Raw genomic sequence first — 14,552 nt, forward strand, 5'->3', positions numbered from 1 at the left:
GCCACGACTTCTTTCAGCCGGCCAGCTTGGCCTTCACCGCGACGGCCACCCGGCCACCCTCGGCGCGCCCGGCGACCTCGGCGTTGACGGCCTTCATGACCTGGCCCATCTGCTTCTGCCCCGGCGCCTCGCCGAGCTGCGCGGCGACGGCGTCGAACGCCTTGTCCACGATGGTCCCGAGCTCCGCGTCGTCGAGCTGCTTGGGCAGGTAGACCTCCAGCACGGCGAGCTCCTGGCGCTCCAGGTCGGCCTTCTCGGCCCGCCCGGCACCGTCGAAGGCCTCCGCGGCCTCCTTGCGCTTCTTCGCCTCGCGCGAGAGGACCTTCACGACCTCGTCGTCGGTGAGCTCGCGGGCCTGCTTGCCCGAGACCTCCTCGTTCGTGACGGCCGTGAGCGCCATCCGCAGCGCACCGGCCGTGACGGTCTCCCGTGCCTTCATCGCGACAGTCAGGTCGTTCTTCAGTCGCGTCTTCAAGTCCGCCATGGCGCAGAACGGTACCGCCCGCCGGATGCCGCGCCGATCGAGTTAACGCCCTTCCGTACCCTTGACGCGTGAACAAGCTGGGCCGCGCCCTCCTCGCCACGACCGCTCTCGGCGCCGCGACCGTCGCGTACGCGGCGGGAATCGAGAGAAGGCACTGGACCCTGCGCACCGCGACGGTGCCGGTCCTGTCCCCCGGAGCCAAGCCGATCCGGGTGCTGCACATCTCAGACCTGCACATGACGCCGAACCAGGTGTCGAAGCAGCGCTGGGTGGCTGCCCTGGCCGACCTGAACCCGGACTTCGTGGTCAACACAGGCGACAACCTCGCGCACAAGGACGCCGTCCCCGGCACGTTGCGCGCGCTCGGCCCGTTGCTCGACAAGCCGGGCGTCTTCGTGTTCGGCAGCAACGACTACTACGCACCCAGGCTCAAGAACCCGGTGCGCTACCTGCTGCCGTCCTCCAAGACCAAGCGCATCCACGGCGTGACGCTCCCGTGGCGCGACCTGCGCGCCGGCATGATCGAACGCGGCTGGGAAGACCTCACGCACCTGCGCAAGACCATCATGGTGAACGGCCAGGCCATCTTCTGCGCGGGCCTCGACGACCCGCACCTGAAGCGCGACCGCTACGCCGACATCGCGGGCACTCCGGACCCGTCAGCCGCTCTGAGGCTGGGCGTGACGCACTCCCCCGAACCGCGCGTCCTCGACCCTTTCGCGGCCGACGGCTACGACTTCGTGATGGCCGGCCACACCCACGGCGGTCAGCTGCGCATCCCGTTCTACGGCGCCGTGGTGACGAACTGCGAATTGGACCGGGGCCGAGCCCGCGGAGTTTCCCGCTGGGGTTCGCACATGTGGATGAACGTGTCCGCCGGTATGGGCACTTCGCCGTACGCACCGGTGCGCTTCTGCTGCCCTCCGGAGGCATCCCTGCTGACCCTGGTTCCCCGGCCCGTTACGCCTGGTCAGGGGCAGAATGAGGGGGTCCGATTCGGAGCTGGGGCGGACATGATGTAGAGTTCTACATGTTCCCAGCCGGGGTGTGGCGCAGCTTGGTAGCGCGCTTCGTTCGGGACGAAGAGGTCGCAGGTTCAAATCCTGTCACCCCGACTGAATAAAACAAATCAGCTCCTGTTCGCAGAAATGCGGATGGGGGCTGATTTGTTTTTCCGGGCTTTCGCGGTCGAGCCGCTCACGCCCGTCGCTCGTTGACGGAGCCCCCAGTCCGCCACCGCGTCGACATCGCGGCGAGCAGGACTCCTCGTCGGCACGCCCTTCGTGGAGGCGTGTGATGCAGCCCACGCCGTGAAACGAGAGGGTTGTTTCAGTCGTGAATTCGTCTCAGCTTTTGTTTGCCGGCATTGCCCGGCAAGGCCCTCCACTCCAGAGTCGAAGGTCCTTTCCGATCACGGAAGAAGGACATCAAGGTTCCCGATAAGCCACCCGATCGTGTGACGCGACTCGACGCGCGCGGCCGTAGACGGGACCGTGTTTGCATGACACAGCGCCATCGTTCCGCACCAAACTTTACGAAACGACCACGTAGCGTTAACCCTTACGAGTGAAGGTTGACGGTTCAACTCACGTTGCGTAACGGCTGTCTTGATCCAAACGACGAAGGCAGTGGTTCAGCCCTCGTTGAATATGTCAGGAGATGTTTGTGATGGACTCCGCCTCCGCCGCCAATCCTGCTCATAGGTCTTGGATCGTCGTAGCGGCCAAGGCAATTGTGGTGTTGCAGTCCCTGGGGATCGTTTACATGCTCACATCGGCTTGGGCGACGGCCGCGGTCGCCGTCGGTTTCGCTGTCGTCTTCTTCGCGGTCAGGGCCCTGTCCCGGGCCTCGCGGCAGGTCGACCGGATCTTCGACGAGGAGCTCGGCCGGCAATAGGCTCGCGGGCATGCTGACGCGGGTGTCCGAGGCCCTGGTGAAGCCGGGGCGGGAGCAGGAGTTCGTCGCACGGGTGCGGGACCTCGTCGCGGGGTTCCCGGCGATCTACGACGGACTCGAAGGGCACGAGGTGCTCGTCGACCTCGACGACCCGTTGCGCGTGCGGTACGTGAGCCGGTGGCGGGACGAGCAGGCGCTCGAGAACTACGCGGGTCCAGGGTGGCGCACCGATCCGGTGACGTTCCCGGACGAGGACGAGTACCTCCAGCAGCCGTTGGCGCTGCGGCACTTCCGGCACATCAGCTGACTCAGCTGATGAAGCCCCGCGCGGGCAGGCCCTCCGGGAAGCGTTCCAGCGCCTCGCCGGCCACGCGGGCCAGCGACTCCAGCGCCTCGGTCTCGGCCGGGGTCGCGGTGTGCGGGACGGCCCAGTAGCAGCCGATGGCGCCGAGCGGTTCCGGGCGCAGGATCGGAGCCATCAGCAGGCTCCGCACAAAGGTCGGCCGATAGGCTTCCTGAGGAATCCTCGAATCGACGCGGACGTCCCTGATCGCCACGGTCTGACGATTCATCATCGCCCACCCGCTGATGCAGTTCACGGCCGGGAACCTCTGCCCCTTCCACAGCGGGCTCATCGAGTCCTCGTCCGCGTAATAGCAGAGGTCACCGTCGAGGAGCACCAACGTCGCACCGTGCGCGACCAGCGAGGACCTGGCCGTCGTGCGGACGATCCGTTGGACCTCCTCCAACGTCGCGGCCCCGGCGAGGCGCTCCATCGTTTCGGTCATGCCTCAACGTTAACTCTCGCCGGACCGCGCACCTAGATCTTCTGATTCGGTTCAATCAATCAGCGTCGGTTCCTCGGCACGTGACCGTGCGACAAAGATTGCTGATGCTTTGCAACAATCCACTGCTTCACGGCCGGACGCGTCGCCAGCACGAGGCTGAGCACGCACACCGCCAGCAGTGCGGCCGACCCCAGTGAGGGCAGGAGCTCGGCGACGCCACGGCGTGCCGAGCGGATGAGCGCCACCAGCAGCACGAGCCCCGTGAAGACGCCCGCCATCTGCGAGGCGGTCGTGTTGGGGAAGTGCGGGTGGTTGATCGACATCGCGCCGAGGGCGTTCAGCACGCCGAAGCCCGCGACGACGAGGGCCAGCAGGATGCCGACGAACAACGTGCCGCCGGACACCAGGAAGCTCACGATCACGAAGGCCGCGAACGCCAGCATGGCGACGGCCAGGATCCAGTTCAGGACCGCGAGAAGGGTGAGCTGCGAGGGCTTCGGCGGCAACCAGCCGGGCTGCTGCTGGGGTGGCTGATGCTGGTACTGCGGTTGCTGGGGCCAGTGCTGTTGCGGCGGGCCTTGCTGGGGCCAGTGCTGCTGCGGTGGTGGCTGGTGTCCGTAGCCGGGCGGCGGCTGGTGCGCCTGGTGCCCGTGACCCGGTGGCGGCTGGTGCGGTTGCGCACCCCACTGTGGTGGTTGTGTCATCTGCGACCCCCCTAGAAGCAGCCTCTGACTCTAGTGTTGAACCGTGACCACGCACCCTTCTCCCGTCATTCCGGAACAGCTCTTCGAGGACCCTGCCGCCGAGACCCGGTGGCGTGAGCGGTTCACCGCTCCCCGCATGAGCCTGCCCGGCTGGGCCGACGACGCACCGGACCGCACCCTGTACGTCTCCAACGCGAGCGGCGTGTGGGAGATCTACTCCTGGGACCGCGCGACGGACGAGCACCGCAAGGTCACCGACCGCCCGAACGGCACGTCGCACGCCACGCTGAACCCGGACGGCACCGAGATCTGGTGGTTCGACGACCACGACGGCGACGAGTTCGGCGTCTGGGTGCGCGAGCCTTTCAAGGCAGATGGCAGCAAGGCCAAGCCCGCGGTCGCCGACGTGACGCCCGGCTACCCGGCGGGTCTGGAGATCGGCCGCACCGTCACGGCCGTGGCCGCGTCGACCGACGACGGCACCACGGTCTGGTTGACGCGGGGCGGCAAGAGCGAGGTGCTCTACCAGCACGTCAACGACGCCGGCGTCACCGCGCTGGCCAAGGACGAGTCGCTCGTCGTGATCGCGCACTCCGAGCACGGCGACAACCGGCACATGGCCCTGCGCGCGTTGAACGCGGAGACCGGCGAGACCGTCGCCGAGAAGTGGGACGGCAAGGGCAAGGGCCTCGACGCCATCTCGTTCAGCCCGGTCCGCGGCGACCAGCGGCTGCTGGTGCTGCACGAGCGCCGCGGCCGTGAGGAACTGCTGATCTGGGACGTCGCCGCCGGCACCGAGCAGGAGATCGTCCTCGACCTGCCGGGCGAGGTCGCCGCCGACTGGTACCCGGACGCGTCCGCGCTGCTGGTCGTGCACACCCACCACGCCCGCAACACCGTGCACCGCTACGACCTCACGACCGGCGAGCTGTCCACTCTGGACACCGCGCCCGGCGTCGTCGGCTCCGCGGGCGTGCGCCCGGACGGCACGGTCGAGTACTCGTGGTCGTCCGCCGAGCGCTCGACGGTCATCCGCGCGCTGGCCACCGACGGCACCGAGCGCGTGCTGGTCGAGCCCGCCGGCGCCAAGCCCGCGACGTCGTTCAAGCTGGAGGACGTGTTCGTCGGCGACGTGCACGCCCTGGTCTCGAAGCCCGACGGCGACGGCCCGTTCCCGACGGTCTTCCTGATCCACGGCGGCCCGCACTCCTCCGACGAGGACCGCTTCTCGGCCTACCGCGCGGTGTGGCTCGACGCCGGCTTCGCCACCGTGCACGTGAACTACCGCGGTTCCAGCGGCTACGGCTCGAAGTGGCGCGACGCCATCGAGGGCAGGCCGGGCATCACCGAACTAGAGGACATCGCCGCCGTGCACGACTGGGCGGTCGAGTCGGGCCTGACCGACCCCGCGCGCTCGGTGCTGAACGGCGCCTCGTGGGGCGGCTACCTGACCCTGCTCGGCCTCGGCATGCAGCCGGAACGCTGGGCCGTCGGCGTCGCGGGCGTGCCGGTCGCGGACTACCTCGCCGCGTACGAGGACGAGATGGAACCGCTGCGCGCCTTCGACCGCGCGCTGTTCGGCGGCTCCCCCGAGGAACTGCCCGATCTGTACCGGGAGTGCTCGCCGCTCACGTACGTCGACCAGGTCACCGCGCCGGTGCTGATCCTCGCGGGCGAGAACGACCCGCGCTGCCCGATCCGGCAGATCGACAACTACCTCGACGCGCTCGCGGCTCGTGGTCACTCCTACGAGATGTACCGGTACGACGCGGGGCACGGGTCGTTGGTGGTCGCCGAGACGCTCCGGCAGACGGCGGCCGAGGTGGACTTCGCAAGGCGTTACCTCTCGAAGTAGGCCGTGCTCTTGGCTGCCGGGGTGCCCGGTGGCCAAGAGCATGATCGCGAGTTGTCCACAGAGGGTTGCTGCGCTGACCTGCGATTGGCTGGAAATCGATAGCCTGTGGATAGAGCGGGAACCAAAACCGGGACCTGCGCGTTGCGTCATGAGGAATCGCGCGGGGAGCGGCATGGATCGGCCGCCACGACAGATTCGGCTCCGGCGTGTGCTTCCGGCGGTGGCAGTTGAAGTCGGCAGTTGAGACGGCGGCAGAGTCGGTGGCCGGGTCGGCGACAGAGCCGAGGGATGGGTCGGCGACAGAGTCGCGGCCGGGTGGGCGGCAGAGCCGACGGTTTGGGTTCGCGGCAGAGCCAGCGGCTTGGGTTCGCGGCAGAGCCGATGGCTGGGTTCGCGGCCGGGTCGAGGGCTGGGTTCGCGGCCGGGTTCGCGGCAGAACCGACGGCCACAAAGCGGCCGTTTCGACGTAGGCTGGTGGTGGCGCTGCCGAGCGCCTCACCTCCTGATCGGTCACCCACGCTGGCCGGCGTCGCGGAGGCAAAGGGGACTCCTGTCCTCCCGGCGCCGGTCAGTCGTGTGCACGCACGCAGCCCGGACGAGCTGAGCTCGGCGTGGGGAACGGCTCCAGCGCGTCCGTGAGAGGCACGCCATGACCGAGCAGAAGTCGTTCAAGCGCCTGGTTCGCGCCCGGATGGAGCGCACCGGTGAGTCGTACAGCACCGCACGCAGGCACGTTCTGAAGGACGCGCGGCCTGTGGGGCGGATGCACGACTCCTGGTTGTTGCGGGAGATGCTCGACGACGAGTGGTCCGAGGCGATGTTGGCCGGGCTCGCCGGCGGCATCGGGTTCATGTACTTCGTGTTCGAGTACGAGGGGCACACGCCCACGATGACGATCGTCGCGCGGCATCACCCGGCGCCGTTCATCCAGACCGCGCTCGTGCACGCCGGGATCTCGCACGAGGTCACGTCCACGTCGTCCGCGCGCAAGGCCGAGCAGCGGTTGAGGGCTGCTGACGGGCCGGTGATCTGCTTGCTGGGCAAGGAGAAGCATCCGGTCGGGGTTCTTGGTGTGGACGGTGACGTCGTCACCGTCCACGACCGGGGGACGCGGGTTCAGCCGCTCGGCGAGTTCATGGAGGGCTGGGGGTTGGGCAAGCACGAGATGATCAGCATCGGGGAGCGGCGGGGTGAGCCGGACGTCGCGGGGGCCGTGCGGATGACGTGTGAGCACCTGACAGGGCCCGTGCTGGGCAACAACTTCGACGTGAACTTCGGGTTCTCCGGTATGCGGAAGCTCGCGGAGCAGTTGCGGGACAAGGGGAAGAAGGGCTGGGCCAACCGTTGGGCCGATGACCACGGGTTCGTGCAGAAGAGGCTGCACGACTGCCTGGAGGTCGAGTACACGGCGCCGGGAGCCACGCGGCCGCTTTATGCCGAGTTCCTCGACGAGGCTGGGCTGCCGGGGGCGCGGGAGTTCCGGGAGTCGGGCGCGCTGTGGTCGGAGATCGCGCGAGGTGGCGACTACGAGGAACTGGCCCGGAAAGTCGACGAGGCCCGTTCCATCGAGGAACGGGCCGTCCGTCGGCTTGTATAGAGCTGGCGGGCTAGGCCGACTGGGCCTGCCACATCCAGTGCGCCTGCTCCAGTTCCTGCGTGATGCCGATCAGCAGGTCCTGGCTGACGAGGTCGTGCTTGTCGGTCTCCTCGATGCGCGTGCGCATGCGGGCGATCAACGAACCCAGTGACGACGTGATCGACGTGACCACCTGCTCCTCCTTCAGCCAGCCGGTCTCGATCTCCTGCACGCCGGACGACGCGGCGATGGTCTTCGCCGTGCCGTCCGGTGTGACACCGAGAGCCGCTGCGCGTTCGGCGACCTGGTCGGCGGCGTTGCGGGCCAGCACGACCAGTTCGTCCAGCTGGAGGTGGACGCTGCGGAAGTTCTTGCCGATCACGTTCCAGTGCGCCTGCTTCCCGATCAGGGAGAGGTCGACGAGGTCGACCAGCGTTGCCTGCAGGATGGCGCCGACGGCGTCGCGGTCGGCATCAGCGAGAGGGCTGGTGATCGGGTTCTTGGCCATGTGAGACGTGCCTCCTCAGACGGTGACGGTGAGTGCCACCTCGATGTTGCCGCGCGTCGCGTTGGAGTACGGGCAGACCTGGTGGGCCTGCTCGACGAGCTTCTCCGCGACCGCCTGGTCGAGTCCGGGGATCTTCACCGCGAGTTCGACGGCGAGCTGGAAGCCCCCGGCGCCGTTGGATCCGATGCCCACCTTGGCGGTTACCTCAGAAGAAGCGACCTGAATCTTCCCGGCGCGCGCGACTGCTGCGATGGCGGAGTTGAAGCACGCCGAGTACCCGGCTGCGAAGAGCTGCTCCGGGTTGGTCGCGTCGCCACCGGGGCCGCCCATCTCCTTGGGGACCGACAGGACCTCGTCGATCACACCATCGGATGAACGCACCTCGCCGTTGCGGCCTTCTCCGTAAGCAGTCGCCTCAGCCGTGTACAGCGCTTCCATTCCGCTCTCCCTTGAGTCAGTTACTTCAAAGCCTTTCACTGAGGGAGAACGCATCGTGCACGACTTAAATGCCCGATCGTGACTCAGTTCACGTCGGAGAGGGGGCGACGCAGCGCGAACTCGGCGACCTGGCGGCCGATGACCCGCAGGTTCCGGTCCACGTCGGCGTCCGAGCAGGCGCCGTCGCCGTCGAACTTGACCTGGGCGGAGTTGATCGCGGCGCCGAGCGGGGTCGGCCAGCCGCGCAGGGCGTGCACGATCGAGCGGACGGCCGAGAGCGTGTTCACGGCGGCCTGCCAGCCGTAGGCGGCGGTGATGGTGCCGACCGCGCGGCCGTCGAGGTACGGGCGTTCGTCGTCGCGCAGGTCTTCGATGTAGTCGAGGGCGTTCTTGACCAGGCCGGACACGGTGCCGTGGTAGCCGGGCGACACGACGATCACGCCGTCGCACCGGCGCAGGTCCTCGACCATGCGCAGGGCGATGTCCGTGCGCTCGGGCACCGACGGGTCGTAGAACGGGAGCACCAGGTCAGGGCCGCTGTACTGGATCGTCTCCGCACCGAGCTCGCGAGCACCCTCCAGTGCGACCCGCAACGCCCTTTCGGACTGCGAGTCGGACCTGATCGAGCCCCCGATGCCCACCACCGTCACCGTCATGACGTCGATCCTTCCACCTCCAGATAACTGGAGATCCAGGGCTACTCGTGAGTAACCTGAAACACATGTCGAACTTCCAGGCCGGCGTCCTGGCCGGTGCTCTGCGCTTCGCGTTCGGTCTCCCCGGCCCGGTGCGCCGGCTCATCGCCGGTGCGCCGATCTACCTGGACGGCCAGTACCTGCACCCGGAAGCCCAGCTGCTGCTCAGGCTCCAGCAGCTGTCGGGCACGGACTGGCGCACGAGGTCAGCTTCCGAGAGCCGGCTAGACCTGGAGTTGAGTTCGAAGCTCGTCTCCGGCCCGAAGATCACCGGAGTGGGTGCGCGGGACCTCACGATCGGCGAGTTCGCGGGCCGGCTCTACGTACCGCGGCTGCTGCCGACCGGCTCCCCGTTGTTGATCTTCTACCACGGCGGCGGCTGGGTGACCGGCAGTCTCGACAGCCACGACAACCTGTGCCGGTTCCTCGCCAGGGAGGCCGGTGTGCGGGTGCTGGCGGCCGACTACCGGCTCGCCCCGGAGGCACGGTTCCCCGCCGCGGCCGACGACGCCGCCGAGGTGCTGCGCTACGCCGTGGCGAAGGCCGAGGACCTGGGCATCGACCCGAAGCGGATCGCGCTCGGCGGGGACAGCGCGGGCGGCAACCTGGCCGCGGTGACCGCGCACTCGGCCGAGGTCGACCTCGCGTTCCTGCTGCTCTTCTACCCCGGCGTGGACGCGTCGGTACGCCGCCGGTCGCGGGAGATCTTCGCCAACGGGTTCTTCCTGACCGACGAGAAGATGGACTGGTTCCTCGACCAGTACACCGAGGGCGGCAAGGACCGGCACGACCCGCGGCTGTCGATCATGCTCGCCGAGGACCTGTCGAACCTGCCGCCGACCTACATCGCGACGGCGGGCTACGACCCGCTGCGCGACGAGGGCGAGGCCTTCGCGGAACGGCTGGCGGCCGAGGGCGTGCCGGTCGTGCTGCGCAGGCACGAGGGCCTGTTCCACGGCTTCGCGAACGTGCTCGGCATCGGCGGGATCTTCCGCGAGGCCGTGTCCGAGGCCGTCGGCGCGCTGCGGACCGGGTTCGCGCTGGCCAACTCCTCTCAGGACGTCGCGGAGACCGCCTGACGCTGCCGCGACAGCACCCAGCCGACGCCGGCGACGAGCAGTCCGGCGACTCCGGCGACGACGAAGCCGAGCGGGGGTCCGCTGTGGTCCACGGCGACTCCCGCGAGCGGCTGGCCCGCGGCGACGCCGAACGTGAACGCGGAGCCCTGCAGGCCCAGCGCCAGTCCGCGTGCGGTGGGTGGCGCGCTCTTGGCGATCAGCTCGGACGACGCCGTGATCGTGGGCGCGCAGGCGAGGTTCATCGGGATGAGAGCCAGCGCCAGCAGCCACACGTGGCCGTCACCGAGGCCGACCGGTATCTCCAGCAACGCCATGCACGCCAGCAGGAACACGCCGGTCGGCACGCGGCGCAGACTCCCGTAGAAGAGCCCTCCCAACGCCGAGGCCGCGCACATCACGAAGAAGATCAGGCCGAGCCAGCTCTGCTGGCCGGTGCGTTCGAGCGACGCGATGGCCGAGATCTCCATGCCCGACAACACCATCGTGGCGCCGAACGGGATGATCAACGCGGCGATCATCGGCCCGCGCAGCCACTCCTTCAACCCGGGCGGCGGCCCCTCGGCCACGTCGTCCTCGTGCAGCAGCACCGGGTTCACGAGGAACAGCACCGCGCTCGCGGTCAGGATCGACAGACCGATCACGACCAGCGCCGTGCCGGTCGAGAACTTCGTCGCGATCAGCACGCCCGCCGCCGGCCCGACCATGAACGACAGCTCGACCGAGATCGAGTCCAGTGAGAACGCGGGCCTGCGCTGGGGTTCGGGCACGATCGCGGTGAGCGCCTGCCGCCCGATCGACATCACCGGCACCGCGACGAGCCCGTTGGCGAACGCGAGCACGAGCAGCACGTAGTAGTCCATCAGCGGCGCCGTGACCCAGAACGCGCCTTCGAGCAGGCTCAGCGCCAGCACGAACCGCAGGCCCTTGGTGTCGACGAGCTTGCCCATCAGCGGCGAGCCGAGGCCGAGGCCGACCATGGTCGCGAAGCCCACCGTGCCGGCCGCCGCGTAACCCTTGTCGAGCGTGGTGACGACGTGCAGCGTCACCGTGACGCCCGCCGCCGTCGGAGGGATCCTGGCGAAGAGCATCAGCAGCATCAGGGGACGGACCCCCGGCAGCGCCAGGACCGACTTGAACGGGGCGAGGTTCACGAGGACATCGTCACCTTGGTGGCAACAGGTTTGCTCTGCCGGGCGAGCAGCCAGGCGACGCCCGCGACCAGCAGCCCGATCACGCCGACGATCGCGAACCCGAACGACGCACCGCCGTTGTCGATCGCCACGCCCGCGACGGGAGCGCCGATCGCGTGGCCCACGGTGAATGCTGACCCCTGCAAGCCGAGCGCCAGGCCACGGGCGGTGGGTGGCGCGAGCCTGCTGATGTGTTCACCGGACGCCGCGATCAACGGCGCGCACATGAGGTTCATCGGCACGAGGAGCAGGCACAGCAGCAGCACGTTGCCATCGCCCAGACCGACCGGAATCTCCAACGCGGCCATGAGGACCAGCAGCACCAGCACGCTCGGCACCCGTTTCACGCCGCCGTAGACCAGGCCGCCCACGATCGACGCCGCGCACATCGCGAAGAACACCGCGCCGAGCCAGCTCTGCTTGCCGATGTGCTCGAGCGACGCGATCGCCGAGACCTCCATGCCCGCGAGGCACACCGTCGCCCCGACGCACACGACCAGCACGCCGACGATCCGTCCGCGCATCCACTCGAACAGCCGGGGCTGCGGTCCGTCGACGACCTCGTCCTCGTGCACCATCGGCGGGTTCGCCCAGTACAGGAGCACTCCGGCGACCAGGATCGAGACGCCGATGAACAGCAGGGCGGCGTTGGTGGAGAACTTCGTCGCGACGAGCACGCCGAGCGCCGGCCCGCCCATGAACGACAGCTCGACCGAGATCGAGTCGACCGACAGCGCGACCCGCCGCTGGCTCTCGGGCACGAGCGCGGTGATGACCTGCCGTCCGATCGACATCATCGGCACGCCCAGCAGGCCGACGCCGAACGACGTCACCAGCAACGTCCAGTAGCCCATCAACGGCGCCGCGAGCCAGAACGCCGCCGAGGCCGTCACGCTCACGGCCAGCATCGACCGCAGGCCGCGGGCGTCGATCAGCCTGCCCATCAGCGGGGCGCCGAGCCCCATGCCGATCGTGCCCGCCGCCCCGACCAGCCCCGCCGCGCCGTAACCCCTGTCCAGCGTGACCGCGACGTGCAGCGTCAGGATCACGCCGGTCGCCGCCGGAGGCATCCTCGCGAAGAACATCAACAGCGCCAGGGGCCGCACTCTGGGCAGCAGCAGAACGTGTTTGAAGGGGGCGAGGTCCACCTCGTCATCCTCGCCCGGATGGCAAAAGGTTTTCTTTGCTAACGATGTGATTCGCCGTACAGGTCTTCCAGCGCCTTGTAGGCCTTCACGACGAACGGCCGTGCGTTCGCGTACCTCTCGACCAACCCCTCGTCGGGTGTGATCGTCTGGATCGGCTGCACGAGGTCGACGGTCAGCGACTCGATCTCGCCCAGCGCCCGCCACGCCAGCAGCGCCGCGCCCACGGCCGAGCCACCGGTGTCCTCGGTGAGGTGCAACGGCATGCCGAGTGTGTTCGCCAGCGTCTGGGCCCAGATCGGTGCGCGGAACGCACCGCCGGTGATCCGCAACGACTCGACGTTCGGCACCGCGTCCAGCACGAGCGCCAACTGCTGGCACACACCCTCGACCAGTGCCTTGGTGATCTGCGGAGGAGTGTGTTCGCGCCGGAGGCCGAGCAACGCGGCGTGCGCGGTCGGATCCCACCACGGTGCCCGTTCGCCCAGCAGGTACGGCAGCGCGACGAGCCCGTCGGAGTCGACGTCGGCGGCCTGCGTCAGCAGCTCACCGACCGGGACCTTGAACATCTCCGCGGCCCATTGCGCGACCACACCGCCGTTGCTGATCGCGCCGCCGCGCACCCACAGGCCCTCGCCGATCGCGTAGCTGAACGTGCGGCCCTCGGCGTCGACCCCGGGCCCCTGCTGGGCCACGCGGAGTGCGCCCGAGGTGCCGAGCGAGACCGCGCCCGCGCCGGGGGTAGCGGCGCCGACGCCGAGGTTGCCCAACGGTCCGTCGCCACCGCCGACGATCACGGGGATGCCGGGCCGCAGTCCGGGTATCAGGGCGGTGAGAGGCGTCGAGTGGGTGGGTTCGACCAACGGCGGGAGCTGGTCCGCGGTGACGCCGGCGAACTCCAGCGACGGCTCGTGCCACTGCAGGGTGTGGATGTTCATCAGGCCCGTGCCCGAACCGGACGAGTGCTCGTTGACCAGCACGCCCGTCAGGTGCAGGTGCACGAAGTCCTTGATCTCGCACCACTTCGCGGCGCGGACGCCGTTCTCGTGGAACCACGCGAGCTTCATCAGCGGCGTGAACGAGTGGATCGGCGCGCCGGTCTGCTGGTGCAGCTCACGTCCCTCGGCGGTGCCCCGCAGGCGTTCGGTCTGCTCGACCGCGCGGTTGTCGGCCCAGCTCAGGGCGGCGGTGACCGGGCTCAGCGCCGCGTCCAGACCCATGATCGAGTGCATGGCGCCGGTCAACGAGATCGCGCGCACGTCGTCGGAAGCCAGCTCGCGCAACGCGTCGAACGCGGCGTCGAGCACCTGCCACGGGTCGTGCGTGGCTTCGAGACCGCTGGTGTGCATGGGATAGGTGCGCTCGGTCGAGGCGACGACCCGAGCCTGGGCGTCGACCGCGACGACCTTGGTCGCCGTCGTGCCGAGGTCCACCGCGAGAACGATCACGCGTCACCCCGCACGGCCGTGAAGACGCCGAAGCTCGGGGACTGCCGCAGCGGCCCCCAGAACTCCTCGCCGCGGTCGTCGTCCGGCGTCACGGCGGGCTGCCGGGTGACGTCGGCGAGACCGGCCCGGCTCAGCGCCGCGTCGAACACGCCGCGCTCCCAGTAGAAGGAGTCGAACTCGAACGGTGGATCGCCCAGCACCTGCACCGTGACCGGCTGCTTCACGTTCATCGGGCCGGTGCGGGTGATCTCGTAGCCGTAGCGGCCGTACTGCGCGAGGAGGTCCCAGTCGGCGTCCGGGTTCGGCACCAGCACGACGAGCCGGCCGCCGGGCGCGAGGTTGGCCTTCAGGTTGCCGATCATGGTGTCGAGCGCGGCCTCGTCGTCCGCGTAGCCGAGCAGCCACACGGCCGTCACGACGTCGAACTCGCCGAGCACGGGCAACGCCGTCGCGTCGTGCTGCTCGTAGGTGATGCCGCGCTGTTCGCGTCGCTCGACGTGACGCGCGTAGCCGATCATCTCGCCGGCCGAGTCGACGCCGGCCACGCGGGTCGCGCCCAGGTCGTGGAAGAGCCGGGCGTAGAAGCCCGTGCCACAGGCCACGTCGAGCACCGAACGGCCCAGCAGGTCACCGACCGCGGACAGGAGCGTCGCGCGCTCGGCCAGGCCGGTCGGGATGTGCTTGGCGCGCTCGTAGATCGCGCCCAACGCGTCGTACTGATCGTCGCTCTCCGCCATGCGCCTCAC

Annotated in this window: 16 protein-coding genes and 1 tRNA gene; 7 read left to right on the plus strand and 10 right to left on the minus strand. The window is 69.0% G+C overall.

The genetic code is table 11. The annotated features are described in order from the left end of the window. Positions 1–13: 13 nt before the first annotated feature. Positions 14–484, minus strand: coding sequence for a GatB/YqeY domain-containing protein (locus tag IEY88_RS20525; RefSeq protein ID WP_189156393.1), 471 nt, complete (start codon positions 482–484; stop codon positions 14–16). A 68-nt stretch (positions 485–552) separates the two neighbouring features. On the opposite strand from IEY88_RS20525, the gene IEY88_RS20530 reads away from it, so the two are divergent. The 4 genes from IEY88_RS20530 to IEY88_RS20540 all read left to right on the plus strand — a co-directional run bounded on the left by IEY88_RS20530 (position 553) and on the right by IEY88_RS20540 (position 2,687). After that, positions 553–1,506: a metallophosphoesterase gene (locus IEY88_RS20530; protein ID WP_189156394.1), complete on the plus strand. Its 954-nt coding sequence runs from the start codon at positions 553–555 to the stop codon at positions 1,504–1,506. A gap of 19 nt (positions 1,507–1,525) precedes the next feature. Then, a tRNA-Pro gene (locus IEY88_RS20535) sits at positions 1,526–1,599 on the plus strand. Positions 1,600–2,248: 649 nt separating this feature from the next. Beyond that, a complete protein-coding gene (locus tag IEY88_RS45125; protein ID WP_268241253.1) occupies positions 2,249–2,380 on the plus strand; it encodes a hypothetical protein in 132 nt (43 codons plus the stop codon). A 10-nt stretch (positions 2,381–2,390) separates the two neighbouring features. Next, a complete protein-coding gene (locus IEY88_RS20540; protein WP_189156395.1) occupies positions 2,391–2,687 on the plus strand; it encodes an antibiotic biosynthesis monooxygenase family protein in 297 nt (98 codons plus the stop codon). Position 2,688: 1 nt separating this feature from the next. Here the strand turns inward: IEY88_RS20540 and IEY88_RS20545 are convergent, their stop codons facing one another. Continuing rightward, on the minus strand, positions 2,689–3,168 hold the full coding sequence (locus IEY88_RS20545; RefSeq protein WP_189156396.1) for a GAF domain-containing protein: 480 nt from the start codon (positions 3,166–3,168) through the stop codon (positions 2,689–2,691). Between the two features lie 59 nt (positions 3,169–3,227). After that, complete coding sequence (locus IEY88_RS20550) at positions 3,228–3,872, minus strand: hypothetical protein (RefSeq protein ID WP_189156397.1); 645 nt, start codon at positions 3,870–3,872, stop codon at positions 3,228–3,230. Between the two features lie 43 nt (positions 3,873–3,915). Between IEY88_RS20550 and IEY88_RS20555 the strand changes: the two genes are divergently transcribed. Next, positions 3,916–5,727 carry a prolyl oligopeptidase family serine peptidase gene (locus tag IEY88_RS20555; RefSeq protein WP_229693578.1) on the plus strand — a complete coding sequence of 604 codons (1,812 nt, stop codon included), beginning with the start codon at positions 3,916–3,918 and terminating at the stop codon, positions 5,725–5,727. Between the two features lie 649 nt (positions 5,728–6,376). Beyond that, on the plus strand, positions 6,377–7,324 hold the full coding sequence (locus IEY88_RS20560; protein ID WP_189156398.1) for a BtrH N-terminal domain-containing protein: 948 nt from the start codon (positions 6,377–6,379) through the stop codon (positions 7,322–7,324). A 10-nt stretch (positions 7,325–7,334) separates the two neighbouring features. On the opposite strand, the gene IEY88_RS20565 is transcribed toward IEY88_RS20560, so the two are convergent. From IEY88_RS20565 to IEY88_RS20575, 3 genes are all read right to left on the minus strand, one after another. After that, the gene (locus IEY88_RS20565; protein WP_189156399.1) at positions 7,335–7,811 is read right to left on the minus strand and encodes a Dps family protein; all 477 of its coding nucleotides are present in this window, start codon (positions 7,809–7,811) and stop codon (positions 7,335–7,337) included. Between the two features lie 15 nt (positions 7,812–7,826). Then, the gene (locus tag IEY88_RS20570; protein WP_065915251.1) at positions 7,827–8,249 is read right to left on the minus strand and encodes an organic hydroperoxide resistance protein; all 423 of its coding nucleotides are present in this window, start codon (positions 8,247–8,249) and stop codon (positions 7,827–7,829) included. 83 nt (positions 8,250–8,332) lie between these two features. After that, positions 8,333–8,905: an NADPH-dependent FMN reductase gene (locus IEY88_RS20575; RefSeq protein ID WP_189156400.1), complete on the minus strand. Its 573-nt coding sequence runs from the start codon at positions 8,903–8,905 to the stop codon at positions 8,333–8,335. 65 nt (positions 8,906–8,970) lie between these two features. Here IEY88_RS20575 and IEY88_RS20580 point away from each other — a divergent pair, with 65 nt between their 5' ends. Then, on the plus strand, positions 8,971–10,023 hold the full coding sequence (locus IEY88_RS20580) for an alpha/beta hydrolase (RefSeq protein WP_189156401.1): 1,053 nt from the start codon (positions 8,971–8,973) through the stop codon (positions 10,021–10,023). Here IEY88_RS20580 and IEY88_RS20585 read toward each other — a convergent pair. Genes IEY88_RS20585 through IEY88_RS20600 form a run of 4 tightly spaced genes read right to left on the minus strand, consistent with a single transcriptional unit; the run spans position 9,999 to position 14,543 of the window. Further along, positions 9,999–11,174 (minus strand): MFS transporter, encoded by a 1,176-nt coding sequence (locus IEY88_RS20585; RefSeq protein ID WP_189156402.1) that lies wholly within the window; start codon positions 11,172–11,174, stop codon positions 9,999–10,001. The genes IEY88_RS20580 and IEY88_RS20585 overlap by 25 nt on opposite strands. Continuing rightward, the gene (locus IEY88_RS20590; RefSeq protein WP_189156403.1) at positions 11,171–12,361 is read right to left on the minus strand and encodes an MFS transporter; all 1,191 of its coding nucleotides are present in this window, start codon (positions 12,359–12,361) and stop codon (positions 11,171–11,173) included. The genes IEY88_RS20585 and IEY88_RS20590 overlap by 4 nt, the downstream gene beginning before the upstream one ends. Positions 12,362–12,399: 38 nt before the next feature. Beyond that, the gene (locus IEY88_RS20595; protein ID WP_189156404.1) at positions 12,400–13,806 is read right to left on the minus strand and encodes a gluconokinase; all 1,407 of its coding nucleotides are present in this window, start codon (positions 13,804–13,806) and stop codon (positions 12,400–12,402) included. Beyond that, positions 13,803–14,543, minus strand: coding sequence for a class I SAM-dependent methyltransferase (locus tag IEY88_RS20600; RefSeq protein ID WP_189156405.1), 741 nt, complete (start codon positions 14,541–14,543; stop codon positions 13,803–13,805). The genes IEY88_RS20595 and IEY88_RS20600 overlap by 4 nt, the downstream gene beginning before the upstream one ends. Between the last annotated feature and the right edge of the window lie 9 nt (positions 14,544–14,552).

The sequence above is a fragment of the Lentzea pudingi genome, assembly GCF_014646255.1.
GTDB classification, from domain to species: domain Bacteria; phylum Actinomycetota; class Actinomycetes; order Mycobacteriales; family Pseudonocardiaceae; genus Lentzea; species Lentzea pudingi.

What these genes read in the sequence shown, in the direction of transcription:
- IEY88_RS20560 (WP_189156398.1), top strand. Translation starts at nt 6,377, where the DNA reads ATGACCGAGCAGAAGTCGTTCAAGCGCCTGGTTCGCGCCCGGATGGAG.
- IEY88_RS45125 (WP_268241253.1), top strand. Translation starts at nt 2,249, where the DNA reads ATGCTCACATCGGCTTGGGCGACGGCCGCGGTCGCCGTCGGTTTCGCT.
- IEY88_RS20545 (WP_189156396.1), bottom strand. Translation starts at nt 3,168, where the DNA reads ATGACCGAAACGATGGAGCGCCTCGCCGGGGCCGCGACGTTGGAGGAG.
- IEY88_RS20540 (WP_189156395.1), top strand. Translation starts at nt 2,391, where the DNA reads ATGCTGACGCGGGTGTCCGAGGCCCTGGTGAAGCCGGGGCGGGAGCAG.
- IEY88_RS20525 (WP_189156393.1), bottom strand. Translation starts at nt 484, where the DNA reads ATGGCGGACTTGAAGACGCGACTGAAGAACGACCTGACTGTCGCGATG.
- IEY88_RS20565 (WP_189156399.1), bottom strand. Translation starts at nt 7,811, where the DNA reads ATGGCCAAGAACCCGATCACCAGCCCTCTCGCTGATGCCGACCGCGAC.
- IEY88_RS20580 (WP_189156401.1), top strand. Translation starts at nt 8,971, where the DNA reads ATGTCGAACTTCCAGGCCGGCGTCCTGGCCGGTGCTCTGCGCTTCGCG.
- IEY88_RS20575 (WP_189156400.1), bottom strand. Translation starts at nt 8,905, where the DNA reads ATGACGGTGACGGTGGTGGGCATCGGGGGCTCGATCAGGTCCGACTCG.
- IEY88_RS20550 (WP_189156397.1), bottom strand. Translation starts at nt 3,872, where the DNA reads ATGACACAACCACCACAGTGGGGTGCGCAACCGCACCAGCCGCCACCG.
- IEY88_RS20600 (WP_189156405.1), bottom strand. Translation starts at nt 14,543, where the DNA reads ATGGCGGAGAGCGACGATCAGTACGACGCGTTGGGCGCGATCTACGAG.
- IEY88_RS20570 (WP_065915251.1), bottom strand. Translation starts at nt 8,249, where the DNA reads ATGGAAGCGCTGTACACGGCTGAGGCGACTGCTTACGGAGAAGGCCGC.